Annotated in this window: 15 protein-coding genes and 1 pseudogene; 8 read left to right on the forward strand and 8 right to left on the reverse strand. The window is 59.6% G+C overall.

What is annotated here, in order from left to right:
• Nucleotides 1-400: pseudogene (locus EYC79_RS11585) on the reverse strand (catalase/peroxidase HPI); the annotation flags it as partial.
• Nucleotides 401-789: 389 nt separating this feature from the next.
• Between EYC79_RS11585 and EYC79_RS11590 the strand changes: the two are divergent.
• The 6 genes from EYC79_RS11590 (at nt 790) to EYC79_RS11615 (ending at nt 8,364) form a co-directional block, all read left to right on the forward strand.
• Nucleotides 790-1,575 (forward strand): amino acid ABC transporter substrate-binding protein, encoded by a 786-nt coding sequence (locus EYC79_RS11590; RefSeq protein WP_062427612.1) that lies wholly within the window; start codon nt 790-792, stop codon nt 1,573-1,575.
• Nucleotides 1,576-1,685: 110 nt separating this feature from the next.
• On the forward strand, nt 1,686-2,366 hold the full coding sequence (locus tag EYC79_RS11595; RefSeq protein WP_130978097.1) for an amino acid ABC transporter permease: 681 nt from the start codon (nt 1,686-1,688) through the stop codon (nt 2,364-2,366).
• A complete protein-coding gene (locus EYC79_RS11600) occupies nt 2,363-3,121 on the forward strand; it encodes an amino acid ABC transporter ATP-binding protein (protein WP_130978098.1) in 759 nt (252 codons plus the stop codon). The genes EYC79_RS11595 and EYC79_RS11600 overlap by 4 nt, the downstream gene beginning before the upstream one ends.
• A 298-nt stretch (nt 3,122-3,419) precedes the next feature.
• The gene (locus tag EYC79_RS11605; protein ID WP_130978099.1) at nt 3,420-3,977 is read left to right on the forward strand and encodes a TetR/AcrR family transcriptional regulator; all 558 of its coding nucleotides are present in this window, start codon (nt 3,420-3,422) and stop codon (nt 3,975-3,977) included.
• An 88-nt stretch (nt 3,978-4,065) separates the two neighbouring features.
• Complete coding sequence (locus tag EYC79_RS11610; RefSeq protein WP_472240649.1) at nt 4,066-5,199, forward strand: efflux RND transporter periplasmic adaptor subunit; 1,134 nt, start codon at nt 4,066-4,068, stop codon at nt 5,197-5,199.
• 9 nt (nt 5,200-5,208) lie between these two features.
• The gene (locus tag EYC79_RS11615; protein WP_130978101.1) at nt 5,209-8,364 is read left to right on the forward strand and encodes an efflux RND transporter permease subunit; all 3,156 of its coding nucleotides are present in this window, start codon (nt 5,209-5,211) and stop codon (nt 8,362-8,364) included.
• Between the two features lie 85 nt (nt 8,365-8,449).
• Here EYC79_RS11615 and EYC79_RS11620 read toward each other — a convergent pair whose 3' ends face one another.
• Nucleotides 8,450-8,983, reverse strand: coding sequence for a gamma-glutamylcyclotransferase (locus EYC79_RS11620; protein ID WP_112360686.1), 534 nt, complete (start codon nt 8,981-8,983; stop codon nt 8,450-8,452).
• Nucleotides 8,984-9,031: 48 nt separating this feature from the next.
• Here EYC79_RS11620 and EYC79_RS11625 point away from each other — a divergent pair, with 48 nt between their 5' ends.
• Together EYC79_RS11625 and EYC79_RS11630 are read left to right on the forward strand one after the other, a co-directional pair.
• Nucleotides 9,032-10,033, forward strand: coding sequence for a DUF2125 domain-containing protein (locus tag EYC79_RS11625; protein ID WP_130978102.1), 1,002 nt, complete (start codon nt 9,032-9,034; stop codon nt 10,031-10,033).
• 89 nt (nt 10,034-10,122) lie between these two features.
• Entirely contained in the window at nt 10,123-11,427 is a 1,305-nt protein-coding gene (locus tag EYC79_RS11630; RefSeq protein ID WP_130978103.1) for a hypothetical protein, read from the forward strand.
• Between the two features lie 22 nt (nt 11,428-11,449).
• On the opposite strand, the gene EYC79_RS11635 is transcribed toward EYC79_RS11630, so the two are convergent.
• The 6 genes from EYC79_RS11635 to EYC79_RS11660 form a co-directional block, all read right to left on the reverse strand.
• On the reverse strand, nt 11,450-12,028 hold the full coding sequence (locus tag EYC79_RS11635) for a hypothetical protein (RefSeq protein ID WP_113326174.1): 579 nt from the start codon (nt 12,026-12,028) through the stop codon (nt 11,450-11,452).
• Nucleotides 12,018-12,581 (reverse strand): hypothetical protein, encoded by a 564-nt coding sequence (locus tag EYC79_RS11640; protein WP_113326173.1) that lies wholly within the window; start codon nt 12,579-12,581, stop codon nt 12,018-12,020. The genes EYC79_RS11635 and EYC79_RS11640 overlap by 11 nt, the downstream gene beginning before the upstream one ends.
• Nucleotides 12,578-13,174: a hypothetical protein gene (locus tag EYC79_RS11645; RefSeq protein WP_130978104.1), complete on the reverse strand. Its 597-nt coding sequence runs from the start codon at nt 13,172-13,174 to the stop codon at nt 12,578-12,580. Before EYC79_RS11645 ends, EYC79_RS11640 begins: the two co-directional genes overlap by 4 nt.
• 113 nt (nt 13,175-13,287) lie before the next feature.
• A complete protein-coding gene (locus EYC79_RS11650) occupies nt 13,288-14,217 on the reverse strand; it encodes a prephenate/arogenate dehydrogenase family protein (RefSeq protein ID WP_130978105.1) in 930 nt (309 codons plus the stop codon).
• Nucleotides 14,217-15,323, reverse strand: coding sequence for a histidinol-phosphate transaminase (gene hisC / locus EYC79_RS11655; protein ID WP_130978106.1), 1,107 nt, complete (start codon nt 15,321-15,323; stop codon nt 14,217-14,219). The genes EYC79_RS11650 and hisC overlap by 1 nt, the downstream gene beginning before the upstream one ends.
• Before the next feature lie 83 nt (nt 15,324-15,406).
• Complete coding sequence (locus EYC79_RS11660) at nt 15,407-16,180, reverse strand: class I SAM-dependent methyltransferase (protein ID WP_130978107.1); 774 nt, start codon at nt 16,178-16,180, stop codon at nt 15,407-15,409.
• Nucleotides 16,181-16,220: the final 40 nt, after the last annotated feature.

Consider the following 16,220-nt stretch of genomic DNA (forward strand, 5'->3'; position numbering starts at 1 on the left):
GACGCGCCTTGTCGAGGTTGGCATTGTCCGGCCAGCTGTTGAGGGGCGCAAAACGCTGCTGGCCCATGCCGGCACCGCCGCGGCCATCTGTGATGCGATAGGTACCGGCGCTGTGCCAGGCCATACGAACGAAGAGACCGCCGTAATGGCCGAAGTCGGCTGGCCACCAGTCCTGGGAGTCCGTCATCAGCGCATGCAGATCGTTCTTGACGGCATCGAGGTCTAGCGACTTGAACGCTTCGGCATAATCGAAGTCCTTACCCATCGGGTCGGACAGGCTGGAATGCTGGTGAAGCTTCTGGATATCCAGCTGATCGGGCCACCAGTCACGATTGCCTCTTCCACGTGGGGAAGAATGGGCGACGGGACACTTGCCCGCGGCTGCGTTGGGATTGTCCATGATGTTCTCCTGCTTTGCTCAATCAAGTCATCAAATTTAATGAAGCGCGGTTGCGGAAATAATATGAGCCGCTCGCTCGTCGCGCTATGATCCCATCTTCGAAGACGGAAGCAGCGCGGCGCTCCTCGCGGTTCATGTCTTAGCCAATAGATGTGATAGTTTTAAGTTGGATTTACCGATTGCATCGATAGGAAATGATTATCGACATCATCTTCCAGCCTGCTCAGGCGGCATTTCCGAGGGAGACCAGCAACAGAGGAAAGAAGCAGCAAAAATATTCTCCATCACCGCATCTTTTTGAACGTTTCTGCCGTTTAAGGCGTCACGCTTTGTGGGATGACACATCAACCGGAGCGATGTTATCCGGACATAGGGAAAAGGAAATACCAATGGGCTTGCTCAAGACAATCGTAACGACGGCCGCAACCACGATTGCGCTCCACGCCGTGCTGATCTCTCCTTCTGCCGCGGGAGAAAACCTCGATCAGATCAAGTCCGCCGGTGTCATCAAGATCGGCACCGAGGGTACGTACGCCCCTTTCACCTTTCATGATGCCAGCGGCAAGCTTGTCGGCTTCGATGTCGAAATCGGCCAGGCTGTTGCCGAGAAGCTTGGCGTGAAGCCGGAATTCATCGAAGGCAAATGGGATGGCCTGATCGCTGGTCTTGATTCCAAGCGCTATGATGCCGTTATCAACCAGGTTGGCATCACAGAAGCCCGCAAGCAGAAATACGCTTTCTCCGAGCCTTACATTGCTTCGAAAGCAGTGCTGATCGTCAGCGACAAGAACACCGACATCAAGGGCTTTGAAGACCTGAAGGGCAAGAAGTCGGCGCAATCGCTCACCAGCAACTTCGGCAAGCTTGCGACCGAAGCGGGCGCAGAACTCGTCGGCACCGACGGTTTCGACCAGTCGATCCAACTCGTCCTGACCGGCCGCGCCGATGCGACCGTCAATGACAGCCTGTCCTTCCTGGACTTCAAGAAGAAGCAGCCGCAGGCACCGGTGAAGATCGTCGCCGAAAAGCCGGATGCGGACTATTCCGGCATCATCGTTCGCAAGGGCGATGATGCACTGGTTGCCGCCATCAACAAGGCGCTGGAAGAGATCAAGGCCGACGGTACTTACAAGAAGATTTCCGACACCTATTTCGGTCAGGACGTTTCCAAGTAAGTTCTTTCTAAATAGCGAATGCGCCGCATCTGCTATATCCTCTCTTATAGATCATTCGCAGACGAAGTCCGGCAACAGCCGGGCTTCCTTTTTGTTTTGAGGGTTTCTTCGTGCCGCATTGGCTGCAATTGATGATGGATTCGCTCCCCACGCTTCTGTGGGCCGGGGTGAAGTTCACAATACCGCTGACCCTGCTCTCCTTCGTCCTTGGCCTGGCACTCGGGCTGGCGACAGCGGTCGCACGGCTGTTCGGTCCGGCGCCTGTTGTTCTCCTCGCACGCTTTTACGTTTGGGTGATCCGGGGAACGCCTCTTCTCGTCCAACTCTTCGTCATCTTCTACGGACTGCCGAGCATCGGCATTCTTCTCGATGCTTTTCCCGCAGCGCTCATCGGCTTCACGCTGAATGTCGGCGCCTATACATCCGAGATCATTCGCGCCGCCATTTCGTCCGTGCCCAAGGGACAGTGGGAAGCTGCTTTCTCGACGGGAATGAACTGGCGTCAGGCCATGCAGCGCACGATCCTGCCGCAGGCAGGGCGCGTTGCCGTGCCGCCTCTGTCGAACACCTTCATCTCGCTGGTGAAAGATACCTCTCTGGCGGCGGCTATCACCGTGCCGGAACTCTTTCAATCGGCCCAACGCATCGTTGCCACGACATACGAACCCTTGATCCTCTATATCGAAGCCGCTCTCATCTACCTGGCCCTGAGTTCCGTTCTATCGGCCCTTCAGGCGCGACTTGAAACCCGCTTTGCCCGATATGGCGGCATGATGGAGAGCAACCGATGATCGAACTCAACGCCATCGAAAAGCGCTTCGGCGATGCGGTGATCCTTAAAGACATCACGCTCGACTTTCCAGAAGGCAGCGTCACGGCTCTCGTCGGGCCTTCAGGCGGCGGCAAGAGCACGCTTCTGCGCTGCATCAACCTTCTTGAACTGCCAAGCGAAGGCACCGTACGGATCGGCACCGATAGCGTCTCCTTCCATAACGGTCGAAGGGTCGCGTGGCAGGAGATTCAAAAAATTCGCCGCCAGACGGGTATGGTGTTCCAGAACTTCCAGCTGTTCCCGCACAAAACCGCGATCGAGAATGTCATGGAAGGCCTGCTCGTCGTGCAAAAATGGCCGATGGAAAAGGCCCGTGCGAGAGCGATGGAGCTTTTGACGAAGGTCGGCATGGCGCACAAGGCGGATGCCTGGCCTGCAAACCTGTCGGGCGGCCAGCAGCAGCGCGTCGCCATCGCCCGCGCGCTTGCACCCTCGCCCAAGGTGCTGCTTTGCGACGAACCCACCTCGGCGCTCGATCCTGAACTGTCGGCGGAAGTGGTCGACGTCCTGGGCCAACTGGCGCGGGAAGGCACGACCATGGTCATGGCGACACATGATCTGCGCCTTGCGTCAAAGATCGCTGGCCTCGTCGTGTTTCTGGAAGCCGGCAAGGTGGTTGAGACAGGTAGCTCGGACGCGATTTTCCGCAATCCGCAGCAGGAGCGGACACGACGTTTCGTCTCGTCCATTAACGCGGCTCAGACGTTGTCATAAGCCTTCTCGAGCGCTCAGCTTCGCTCGACACGTTCCAGGTAGCAGTTAGACGCTCGAGATAACGCGCGCCCAGCGACAGCCTTGCGCGCCCGCTCGCCGTGTCAAATCTGCGTGAGCAGGACGGGAAGACGGGTGCACAGGCTGTGGTCATATTGCGGGGCAGCATTTTATAAGCATTTATAAAGAAACGCCTATTAGCCATCATTCAAATAATAAGGACCAAATCTGCGCGGGCGCGAGAAAACCGCTTGATTTTAAAAACGAACGTTCGTACTTAAATTCCCACAAAGGACGTTTCATGGCTAGAATCCGCAAGATCAGCACCGACGATATTCTCGACGCCGCCGAGCGCGTTGTCATGCGCGACGGCGCGGCGGGGCTTTCCATCGATGCGGTAGCGCAGGAAGCCGGCGTCAGCAAATCGCGCGTGGTCTATGACCACAAGTCGAAAAGTGCGCTTCTCGAAGCTCTGATCGATCGGCACATGTCCGCAGAGGAGGCCCGTATTCGCGACGCCGTCGGCTCGCACAGCGAGGCTCCTCACCCCGAGCTTTTCGGCCGGATCAGTCTTGCGGAAGAGGCGCCGGACGATATCGACCGCGCCGTTTGCCTTGCCATTTCAGCCGCCATGTCCAGCGAGGAAAATGTTCATGAGCGCATGCGGGCATGGACGAAGGCCGACCTCGAGGCGATGAAAGCCGGGCCGCGCCCGAAAGCAGCCCTTCTCACCTATCTTGCCCTCACGGGTCTTTGTTGCATGGAGCTCTTCGATTTCCACCGCTGGGAGACCAGCGAGCGACACGAGATTCTGGATGGCATCAAAGACATCTACGCTTCCTTACCCGATAAAAAATGACGATCGCTCGATAGCGATGAAGACAAGGATTGAAAAAATGCTGAGCAGAAAAGCTTTGCCCCGCCTTGCGAGCCTGTTCCTTGGTGGCATGATCGTGCTGTCGGGACCGTCGCTGCATGCGCAGGAAGGCGGCATGCAGATGCCCCCGCCCGCCGTTGGCGTTCTCGAGTTGAAGGCACGCGCCGTTCCTGTCGTCAACGAATTGCCAGGCCGCGTCGCCGCAACGCGCGTAGCGGAAGTGCGCGCCCGCGTTTCCGGCATTCTTCTGGAACGTGTCTTCCAGCAGGGCACCTTGGTGCAGAAGGACGACGTTCTCTACCGGATCGATCCGAAGCTCTTCAAGGTGCGGGTGGAGAGCGCGCAGGCCGCGCTGCAGCGCGCGCAGGCAACGCAGGCCAACGCCCGCCAGCAGCTGGAACGCCAGAAGAACCTGCGCGAACGCAATGTCGCGACCGGGATCGAATACGACACCGCCGCGGTAAACCTCGCACAGGCGGATGCCGATGTCGCGCTCCAGCAGGCGGCACTCGATGAAGCCAAGATCAACCTCGATTATACGGAGGTCCGCGCGCCCATTACCGGCATCATCGGTGCGGCACTGGTGACCGAAGGCGCGCTTGTGACAGCGGACGGCACTCAGAACCTCGCGCTGATCCAGCAGATCGACCCAATCTACGCGGATTTCACCCAATCGGCGCAGGACATGCTGGCGTTGAAGCGTGCGGTGGAAGACGGCAAGCTGGCAAGCCCCGCCCCGGATCAGGCGAGTGTCCGTCTCGTCTTCGATGACGGCACCGTCTATACCGATGCCGGCCGCCTGCTCTTTGCCAGCGCCAGCGTCGATGCCACCACCGGCCAAGTGACGCTGCGTGCGGAATTCCCCAATCCGAAGCGCAACCTGTTGCCCGGCATGTATGTGCGCGTGCGCATCGAACAGGCCGTACGCCAGGACGCAATCACCATTCCTCAACGCGCCGTTCTTCGCAACGCCGAGGGCAAGCCGATGGTCTATATCGCCAAGGATGACGGTACCGCCGAAGCCCGCCCGATCGAACTCGGACAGGCTGTCGATACCGAATGGGTTGTCGATAAGGGTCTGTCGGCTGGTGAGAAGATCATCGTCGACGGCGCACAGAAAGTTCAGCCCGGCGGCAAGATCGCAGCAGAACCCTGGCAGCCGCAACAGCCTGCCGATGCCGCAGCGCAACCGCCGAAGCAGTAAGGTCACCTCATGGCACAGCTATTCATCAGACGGCCGATCCTTGCCTGGGTCTTCGCGCTGTTCATCTCGATTGCCGGCATCATCGCCATCCCCTTCCTGCCGATCGCGCAGTATCCGAAGGTGGCGCCGCCGCAGTTGACGATTTCCACCAGCTATCCCGGCGCCTCGCCGCAGGAAATCTATCAGGGCGTGACCCGTCTCATCGAAGACGAGTTGAATGGCGTCGAAGGCCTGATGTATTTCGAATCCACCTCGGATACGGCAGGTCAGGTCTCGATCAACGCCACCTTCCAGGCTGGAACCAACATCAACCAGGCCTCGGTGGATGTGCAGAACGCCATCCGCCGCGTGGAGGCGCGCCTTCCTTCTGCCGTCGCCTCACAGGGCGTGACCGTCGAAGAAGCCTCCTCCGGCTTCCTGATGTTCATTACGCTTACCTCCACCGATGGGACAATGGATGAGGTGGCGCTTGGCGACTATCTCAACCGCAACGTTCTTGGCGAATTGCGCCGTATCGACGGTGTTGGCCGCGCCCAGCTGTTCTCCGCCCAGCGCGCCATGCGTGTCTGGATCGATGCCGACAAACTTGTCGGCCTCAACCTGACAGCCGCCGATATCAACAGCGCAATCACCGCCCAGAACGCCCAGGTGGCCGCAGGCCAGATCGGTGCAGCCCCCAATCCGGTCTCGCAGGATCTGACAGCGACCGTTCTCGTCAAGGGACAGCTGACCGACACGAAAGAGTTCGGCAATATCGTTCTGCGCGCCAACCCGGACGGCAGTTCCGTTCGCTTGAAGGACGTGGCCCGCATCGAACTTGGTGCAGAAACCTACAACTTCTCGAGCCGCCTGAATGGCCAGCCAAGTGCTGCCGTCGGTATCCAGCTTTCCTCCACCGGCAACGCGGTCGCCACCTCGAAAGCGGTGACGGCAAAGCTTGAGGAACTGTCGCGCTTCTTCCCTTCGGGCGTCGCCTACAGCGTTCCCTATGACACCAGCCCCTTCGTTTCCGCATCAATCGAGAAGGTGATGCACACGCTGGTGGAAGCCATCATCCTCGTCTTCGTGGTGATGTTCGTCTTCCTGCAGAACTTCCGCTACACGGTCATCCCGACACTCGTGGTGCCGGTGGCGCTGCTCGGCACCTGCGCCATCATGTATGCGACAGGCTTCTCCATCAACGTGCTGACGATGTTTGCCATGGTGCTTGCCATCGGTATCCTCGTCGATGACGCCATCGTCGTGGTCGAGAATGTCGAACGCATCATGGCCGAGGAAGGTCTGTCTCCCAAGGCCGCGACGCAGAAGGCCATGCGCCAGATCACCGGCGCCATCCTCGGCATTACGCTGGTTCTTTCCTGCGTCTTCATTCCCATGGCCTTCTTCCCCGGATCGACAGGCATCATCTACCGCCAGTTCAGCTTGACCATGGTGGTGTCGATCCTGTTCTCGGCCTTCCTCGCGCTGTCGCTGACGCCTGCGCTCTGCGCGACGTTCCTCAAGCCCATTCCAAAGGGACATCACGAAAAGCGTGGCATCGGCGGCTGGTTCAACCGCAAGTTCGACAGCCTGACAAACGGCTATACGAAGACGGCAACCGGCACGGCCAAGCGAGCAGGCCGGATGATGGTGATCTATCTGGCACTGGTCGCGGGTCTCGGCTATCTCTTCATCAACCTGCCAAGTGCCTTCGTGCCGGATGAAGACCAGGGCTTCCTGATCGTGGACATCCAGGGCCCACCAGAGGCCAGCGCCAACCGCACACTTGCGTCCATCAAGCAGATCGAGACGATCTTCGAGGCCGACCCCGCCGTGAAAGATATTGTCGCGATCCAGGGCTTCAGCTTCTCCGGCAACGGCGCCAATGCTGCTCTCGCCTTCGTGACGCTGAAGGATTGGAGCGAGCGTGGTTCCGGCAACTCGGCGCAGGATATCGCCAACCGTGCCAACATGAAGCTCTTCGGTCTGAAGGATGCGACGACGTTTGCCCTTTCGCCTCCACCGATCGAAGGCTTCGGCACCTCGGGCGGCTTCTCCTTCCGTCTGCAGGACCGTAACGGCATCGGCCAGGCTGCCCTCTCTGCCGCAGCCGCAGAGCTGATGCAGAAGGCCAGCCAAAGCCCGATACTGACGGGCATGCGTATCGAAGGTCTGCCGGACGCGGCCCAGGTGCTGCTGGTGATCGACCGTGAAAAGGCCAACACCTTTGGCGTGACCTTTGCGGATATCAACAACACCATCACCGCCAACCTCGGATCGTCCTATATCAACGACTTTCCGAATGCCGGCCGCATGCAGCGCGTCATCGTGCAGGCGCAGGACCGCGACCGCCTTCAGGTGGAAGACCTGCTGAAGCTGAATGTCCGCAACTCGAGCGGCGGCATGGTGCCTTTGAGCTCCTTTGCCATTGCTCAGTGGCAGAAGGGTTCGCCACAGGTCGTCGGCTATAATGGCTATCCGACGATCCGTATCTCCGGCGCTCCAGCTCCGGGCAACTCCACGGGCGCGGCGATCACCGAAATGGAACGCATCGCTTCGGAGCTTCCGGCCGGTGTCGGTTACGAATGGACGGGCCAGGCACTGGAGGAAATCAAGTCCGGCTCCCAGGCACCCTTCCTCTTCGGCCTCAGCATTCTCTTCGTGTTCCTGCTTCTGGCAGGGCTCTACGAAAGCTGGTCTATTCCGCTTGCGGTCATGCTGGTCGTTCCGCTCGGCATCATCGGCTCGGTCCTGGCGGTCATGGTGCGGGATATGCCGAACGACATCTACTTCAAGGTGGGTCTGATCGCGATCATCGGTCTCTCGGCTAAGAACGCGATCCTGATCGTCGAATTCGCCAAGGACTATTACGCGGAAGGCAAGTCGCTCCTGGATTCTGCGGTTCAGGCCGCACGCGTCCGCTTCCGCCCGATCATCATGACCTCGCTTGCCTTCACGCTTGGCGTGGTACCCCTGGCGATTGCGACAGGACCAAGTGCGGCAAGTCAGAACGCCATCGGCACCGGTGTTCTGGGCGGCATGATCTCGGCCACCATCCTTGCGGTCTTCTTCGTGCCCGCCTTCTTCGTCTTCGTGCTGACGCTGATGCGCACCAAGCGGCCCGTCACGGAGCACGAGGAACACCAGGAGCCACCGCCGCAGGCCACCCAAACCCACTCCTCCTGACGAAGATCGATTGAAACACGAACGCCGCGAATGGAAACATCCGCGGCGTTTTCGTTTGTCAGACAGGATGGATTTCGATGGAGCGCTACTTTGCCCCGGCATCGTCCTCGACATGAGCGGCAATCTTTTCCAGCAGGACATCGCGAATGCCGATGGCCTTGAGATGCTCGACCGTGTTGAAGACATAATCCGAGTTGGGGCCTGAACTGCCCTCCGCATTCCGGATGATCGAGGCGGCATCATCCACCTCCAGACCACCGACATATTGCGGGTGGCAAGGGTCGGCCACATAGGTCAGCGCATTCAGCCGTCGACCGTCCTCAAGGCTCACCATGATCAGGCGTTCCTTGTAGACGTTCGTCACCAGTTCGCGCTCCCGCAGATAATCGAGCACAGGCTTGCGGCCCGATGCCTTGACCCGAAACGCAACGCCAAGGCAGGACCCGCCGCGCTCAAGACCCAGCACCAGCCCGGGCCTTTCCTCCGTACCACGATAATGGTTGGAGCGGATGCAAAGCGCCCGGCGGTAGCCGAATAAGCGCGCCCGTTGACGCTCCTCAAAAGGGAAGCCGGGGTTCCACATCAGCGAACCGTAGCCAAAGACCCAAAAATCGTCCATATCGCACGCCAAATCACTATTATACGCTGCGCAGCATTGGAGATCATCATGGCAACGTCAAGCCAATCCCGTACAGGCAGAAAATTCCTTTTTCTCGGGCTCGGCATCGTGCTTGTCATCGCCATCTACACGGCGGGCTGGTTTTATGCCGCAAACAGGCTGGAAGAAACGGTGATCAAGGCGATTGCGCCCGGCGGCACGTCCAGCATCAAGGGTGAATGCACCGACATGGCCTTCCGCGGTTATCCCTTCCGCATTGGCCTCTTCTGCTCCAAGGTGAATGTGGAAGATACCAAAACCGGCGTGACCACATCCTTCGGCGCTCTACGCTCGGCAGCCCAGGTCTATGCACCGGGCCACATCGTCTGGGAACTGGATTCGCCAGCTGAAATCCGCACACCGCATGGCCTCACGGTCTCGGCGCAATGGGCGAACCTGCAATCGAGCCTTGTCACCAAGCTAAAGGGCATCGATCGCACCTCGCTGGTCATCGACGGATTGAAGGCGCAAGCCGTCTCGTCTGTCACCAACCAGACCATCGACTTCGATTCCGCCAAAACCGAGGTTCATCTGCGCCAGAACGGCGCCGATCTCGATGGCGCAGTAACGCTGAACGACGCCGCCACAGTCGTTCAGGGCTGGCCGGAGATCCTGCCACGCCTCAACGCCATCGCCGACGTCACCCTTGCCGGCAAGGCCGGTATGATCGACGGCAGCGATACGACCGGCCTTTACGGCGCAAGCGGCGAATTGCGCCGGGTGATGCTCGACATTGGCGATGGTCGCATCATGCGCATCAGCGGCCCGTTTGCTTTTGATGATCAGGGCTATCTGTCGGGCAAGTTCAAGTTGGAGATCGAAAAGCTGGGTGACTGGGCCGACAATGCCAAACAGGCATTCCCGCAGCTTCAGTCCACCATCGACACCGCCCGCAAGCTTCTTGGCGCGCTCGCAGGTGGCGGTGATCATACATCCGTCGATCTGGTGGTCGATCGCGGCCGCGCCACCGTCAGCGGCTTCATTCCACTCGGCAAAATTCCGCCGATCTGACAAACCAGCTGAGCACTACCGGCTCCCGTCATGCCGATTGATGGGCGCCGGTCAAAGTGTCCCGTTTTGAACCACACGCTGATAGGCAGATGCAGCAATCTCTAGAGTCGATGAAGCCGTCTGAAACCAACCCGCTGCGTGACTGCGCGGCGGCTCTACATCTCACGCTCGTGCTCTTCGCACGATTCTGGCCGCAACTCATGGCGCTGTGGTTGATCGGCTTCTCGGGAAGCCTCGCGCTGACTGATCTCGCCGCTTTTGTTGGTCGATGGAATGCGCTGGCGGGCCTGTCTCTGTTATCGCTGGTCGTTCTCTTAAAGTTGGTCATCATCGTCGCGCTGTTCGAGACCGTCCGGCGCGGCCTTCCAATGCTCCACGCCGCATCCGCTCAGAATGATCGGGGAGCGACAGAGCCGCGCGCGGCGACGAAGACGAACTTCGTCACCGCGCTGGCACTTACGCTCGTTCCCTTCTTCGCCTTCTATGCCGCCTGGGGTTTCCTCGCCGACACGCTGCGAGACTATGCACGGCTCTCCTTCGACCTCTTGCTTTCAGGCGAAACCGCCAAGCTGCTGGAGGTCACGGGGGGTGCCTGGCTCGTCGTTTCCGTCGCAATTGCCTGGGCCATTCGCCGCTTTGCCAAATTCATGAGCAAGCGATCGATGTCGCCCTTATGGCCGATTGTAATCGTTATCTGCGAAGCGAACTGGGCATTCATCGGTATCTTTGTCATTTCCGCTTGGCAGGACGATATTCGCAACTGGTTCACGCACCTGCCGGACGTCATCGGCAACCTCTTGACGACGCTAGACCCAGTGCCCACCGCCATCGCGCAGGATCTCCCTGCGCCCACTGAGTTTGCCGACGCCTCCTTCAGCCAACGTCTACAATCCGTCTTGCTCTATGCGCTCTATCCGGCTGTCTGGCTGACGCTCGCAGCACTGATCTATGGCTACGATATCAATGGCGAACATCCTCTGCCGGCACGCGGCCTTTCTGCCGCCATCTCCAGATGGCAGGCGCTCCCGAAGTTCTTGCAGGACTTCGTCGCTCACTTCATCGCGGGCACGTTGAAGCGTTACCGAACCCTGGCGGAGGGCGTTGGGCTGGCGCTCAGCTCCGGTTTCGCTTTGACCCTTTGTGCCATTCTCGTCTATCGCCTGCTTGATTTCGGTTCGGCATGGGCATGGTTCGGGATCTCACGATGGATCGGTCCGCAGGAAACGGCACTCTGGCAGGTCATCGCACAAGGGATCTCCTTGCTTTTCGGCACGCCCAGCGATCCCGGAGAGGGACTGCTGGTCTCACCGTTGAAAATCTGCCTGCTTGCCGCCACACTTGAAATCGGCTTTGCGCGGGGCCGCGAATGGCGGGCACGCACAATGGACGTCTAGGCCTGCTTTCGTCTGAGTGTCCCTATCGCGCACCAAGACGAAGCGGAATGGAAAGTGCGGCGGGGCGGGACGGGGCGAAACTGATGCGCGCCGACAACCGACCTGCAACCGGCGCGGGCACCAGGAATTTCTCCTCGATCAAGGTGTTTTCGCCTTTTGAAAGCGGTGTCAGCGAGGCGATGCCGCAGCCATTGATTGGTGTTGCCTTCGGATTGAGTTCGCGACTGACATTGTTAGAGAGTGTCACATCCAGCGGTAACCACCGGTGTCCTTCACCATCGACCAGACTGATCTGGCACTGGGACCAATCTTCCCCGATGTCTTTCACCGCCGTTGCGCTCAGCCGAAGGATGACCAGCCGTCGTTCCCCAGGAAGCCGAAGCGGCGTATCGTTGCCATCGCCCAGCAGACGGGCCGCCTCAACCTGCCATAGCGCTCCGGCGTAGATGCGATCGCCGGCATTGCCGACGATCTCGATTTCAGTACGGCGTTGATATTCCTGAAAGCTGCGCCAGGCGTTCAGCGAGAAAGCCAACACCACCAAGGCAGGCAGGCTGATAAACGAAATCCACCACAATGTGCGTTCGCGATCAGCGCCCATCACTGCCGATCTCCAATACCGCTTGGGAGACAATCTTGTCTGCATCGATCGAGAAATCGAGCTGGTCACTAAGTTGCGGGAAGTATTGCCTGGCCAAGAGTAGCGACATTCGTGAGGTCTCCGCCTCCGGCAACTCGAAAACAAATATCCCCGACGTCGGCAAGCCGGGTTGTATGGTCTTGGTCGACAGGGCGCCCGGCACACCGTCCACCCGCGTAGACTGTCTGTATGAGCGGCCGGATGCGCCGACGATCGTCGCGGCCTGTAGGGGCAAGGTCTCGGTCGATGCAGCAGCGTCCACTGTGACGACAAGCCAGACACCCGAGGTGCTGCGTTCCACCTTTCGTCCGAAGCTCTCATAGGAGAGCACCTTGGCCTTGCGAACCTGCGAAACTTTGCCGCTGAACGCGCGCCCGGAGACAGTCTCCCCCGCGTGTCCGCGTGTGACGATCGGACCTGTCAGCATGGCGTAGGACGGCGCCGTTTCCTTCAGCGCTATTAGGGCGACCACCGAAAGCGCGACGAGAGCGGCGTAGACGACCGCGCGGATCATGGTGCTCCCCCGGCGGATGCGCCAACGGACAGGGGTAGAACGACTTTCGCGACGGGGCCTTTAGGGAACCAACCCGGTGCCGCATAGAGGTTATCCCGCGGACGAAAAGCCTCACCCTGAACCGATAGGTCGAGTGAGGATGGCACCGGAGCATCGGCGGGAAGTTCCCACACGGCTGTAATCGTCTCCGGCATCACCGGCTGCAAGTCGCCCAGCAGATCACGATCGCGGTCGAGAAAGAATGTCGGTCGCGGCGCATCCTTGATGTTGTCGACTTTGATAAGGTCGCCATAGATGTTGGAGCTTTCTGCAGACGCGTTCTCAAGGCGCATTTCGAGAGCAATTGCCCTTTTCCCAAGTGTGACTTTCAGCCCGTTCGGCATAAGCGCGATGATGCTGGCAGATTCCAGCGCCACCTGCCAACGCCCGGCATCGATAGTCTCCCTAGCTTCCACCACCGGAACAAGCTCGCTCTCGCGCCGCTCATACATGGAATAACCAAGCGACAGGCCGGCGGCAACAAGACCGCCCGCCCCTGCAATCAGTTTCCGCAGACGCCCTCTTCGAGACTGTGTTTCAGTGTTCGCTACCATTGTCGATCAGCGATAGCCGCCCTTATGAAATCTACTCCAACAACCGCTGAAGACGCGGTACCCAAAGTCTTCAGCGCAATTTCGGCCCAAGGATGACGCCTAAAATCCAGATCCTATTTCTTCTGGTCCAGCGAATGACGACCAAAGTCCGGCGCGTCCACATCCTGACCCGCCTGAATGATGGAGCGTCGGACCGCACGGGTGCGGGTGAAAAGCTCGAACAGCTTGTCGCCCTCGCCCCAGCGAATTGCCCGCTGCAGATAGGCCAGATCTTCTGAAAACCGTGCCAGCATCTCAAGGATCGCATCCTTGTTGTGCAGGCAGATGTCGCGCCACATGGTCGGGTCGGACGCCGCCAGTCGGGTGAAATCGCGAAAGCCGGAGGCGGAGTATTTGATGACTTCCGATTCCGTTACCGTCGAAAGATCGTCCGCGGTGCCGACGATGTTGTAGGCGATGATATGCGGAAGATGCGAGACGATCGCCAGCACCTTGTCGTGGTGCTCGGGGTCCATCTCATCAACACGCGAACCAAGCGCCAGCCAGAAACCTTTCAGGCGATCGAGAGCGGCAGCATCCGTGCCGGGCAACGGCGTGAAGATGCACCAGCGGTCGCGGAAGAGACCTGCAAACCCGGCATCCGGGCCGGATTTTTCCGTCCCCGCCAAGGGGTGGCCCGGAATGAAATGCACATGTTGCGGCATATGCGGCGCCATCTGAGCAATCACGGATGCCTTGGTGGAACCGACATCGGTGACGATCGCGCCCGCCTTCAAGTGCGGCGCGATCTGCTTGGCCACGTCCTCCGATGCCCCGACGGGAACCGAGACGATGACGAGGTCGGCCTCTCTCACGGCATCGGCCACCGAAGCGGTGTAGGATGTCCCAAGCTCCAGTTCCTCGGCGCGCTTCAGCGTCTCTTCGCTGCGCGTCGAGACGACCACCTCGCGCGCAAGGCCAAGCTCCTTGATATCACGGGCAATGGACGAGCCGATCAGGCCGATACCGATCAGCGCGATGCGTTCAAACAGAATGTCTGCCATCACGCCTGACCCATAAACTCTTTGAGGGCGGCGACGACGCCGAGATTGGCCTCTTCCGAGCCGACCGTCATGCGTAGCGCATTGGCAAAGCCGTAACCCCGCACGGCACGTAAGATATAGCCACGACGGCTCAGGAATTCGTCGGCATCGGCTGCACGCTTTCCGTCCTGATCCGGGAAATGGATGAGAACGAAGTTGGTGACGGACGGCGTGACCTTGAGGCCAAGCTCGGTGAAGACCGAGGTCAGCCGGTCGAGCCAGTGCAGATTATGTGCCACGGCCTGCTGCATGAAGGCCTGATCGCGGATGGCGGCGGCACCCGCAGCAATGGCCGGCGCATTCATGTTGAACGGTCCACGCACGCGGTTCAGCGCATCGATGATGGCAGCCGGTGCATACATCCAGCCAACGCGCAGCGCCGCCAGACCATAGACCTTGGAGAAGGTACGGGTCATGACGACGTTGCCGTTACCGGAAACGAGCTCAAGCCCCGCCTCGTAATCGTTCTTGCGGACATATTCGGCATAGGCCGCATCGAGAACCAGGATAACATTTTTCGGCAAAGTCGCCTGCAGGCGACGAATTTCGGACACGGGAATGTAGGTGCCCGTGGGATTGCCGGGATTGGCAATGAACACCATCTTCGTCCTTGGCGTGACCGCGTCGATGATCGCGTCGACATTGACCGTGCAATCCGTTTCCTTGACGGTGACCGGCGTGGCGCCTGCGCCCATGATCTGGATCTTGTAGACGAGAAAGCCGTGTTCGGTGATGATCGCCTCGTCGCCCGCTCCAAGATAGACATGGCAAAGCAGCCCGAGCAACTCATCCGAACCGTTGCCGCAGATGATGTTGGCCGGGTTCAGGCCGTGAACATCGGCAATCGCCTGACGCAGCGCCACGGCCTGACCGTCCGGATAGATCTCCAGATTGGACGCAGCCGCCTTGAAGGCTTCGATGGCTTTGGGGCTTGGGCCGAGCGGCGTTTCATTGGAGGAGAGCTTATAGACCTTCGCCACACCGTCCACATGCTCCTTGCCCGGAACATAAGCGGCGATATCCAGGATGCCTGGACGTGGAACAGGTTGGTTAAGCTCTGCACTCATTTCATCGACCTTCGGAAAAGCACCGGGAAATCCGGCCTGACAATGCCGAAGGCATTAGACTGGAAGCAGCCCTTTGTCGAGTATCAGCGCGTCTTTTGCTGATCGAGATCATGCGTCAATTTCACCCGAGTGCTTGGCACGCCCTGCGGCGCCAGCACCGGCACGAAGACACGGCGGGACGCGCGCTGCGTCACGGGTAGCCCCTGATAGAGACGCTTTTGGGCTTCTACAATGATCACACCGGAAAAGACCGGCCAGAGCCTTCGCCCCATCGTTTCCAGATAGCGACGGAACTTCAGCACGGAGCGGACCTTGGACGGCGGGAAGAACAGCGCTTCGGAAGAGGCGCCGGGGGTGAAGTTTGTCTCGCGCAAAAGTGCCGTCAACTGGCTGCGGGAATAGGGTCGGCCTGAACCAAATGGCGTGTGCTCCACGCGTGCCCAGACACCGCGCCGGTTCGGCACCACGATGACCAGCCGCCCGCCAGGCGCCAACACTCTCCAGAGTTCCTTCAGCGCCTCACGCGGATTTTCGACGAATTCCAGCGAGTGGATCATCAGCACGCGGTCGATCGAGGAATCAGGCAGCGGCAGCTCCTCATCGAACACCAGCGCGGTGGAGGAAAGCTCACCCGCCGGCCAGTTCACCGCGCCCTGCCCTGCGGGCATGAAGGCAAAGGTGCGCTCGGTATCGTGGCGAAACCGGTCGAGAAACGGCACGGCATAGCCGAGCCCCACCAGCCGCTCATCCGGCAGCGAAGGCCAGAGCGTCGAAAGCGCCATGGTGATCGCCTGTTCGGCAGAACGGCCAAGCGGGGAATGATAGAATTCGCGCAGATCGACGATATCGGTGTTCATGGCTGGAATGTAGCGGCTCGCGAAAGGACTTCAAGCTTGG

This window comes from Agrobacterium cavarae (assembly GCF_004310285.1).
In the GTDB taxonomy this organism is placed as follows: Bacteria; Pseudomonadota; Alphaproteobacteria; order Rhizobiales; family Rhizobiaceae; genus Agrobacterium; species Agrobacterium cavarae.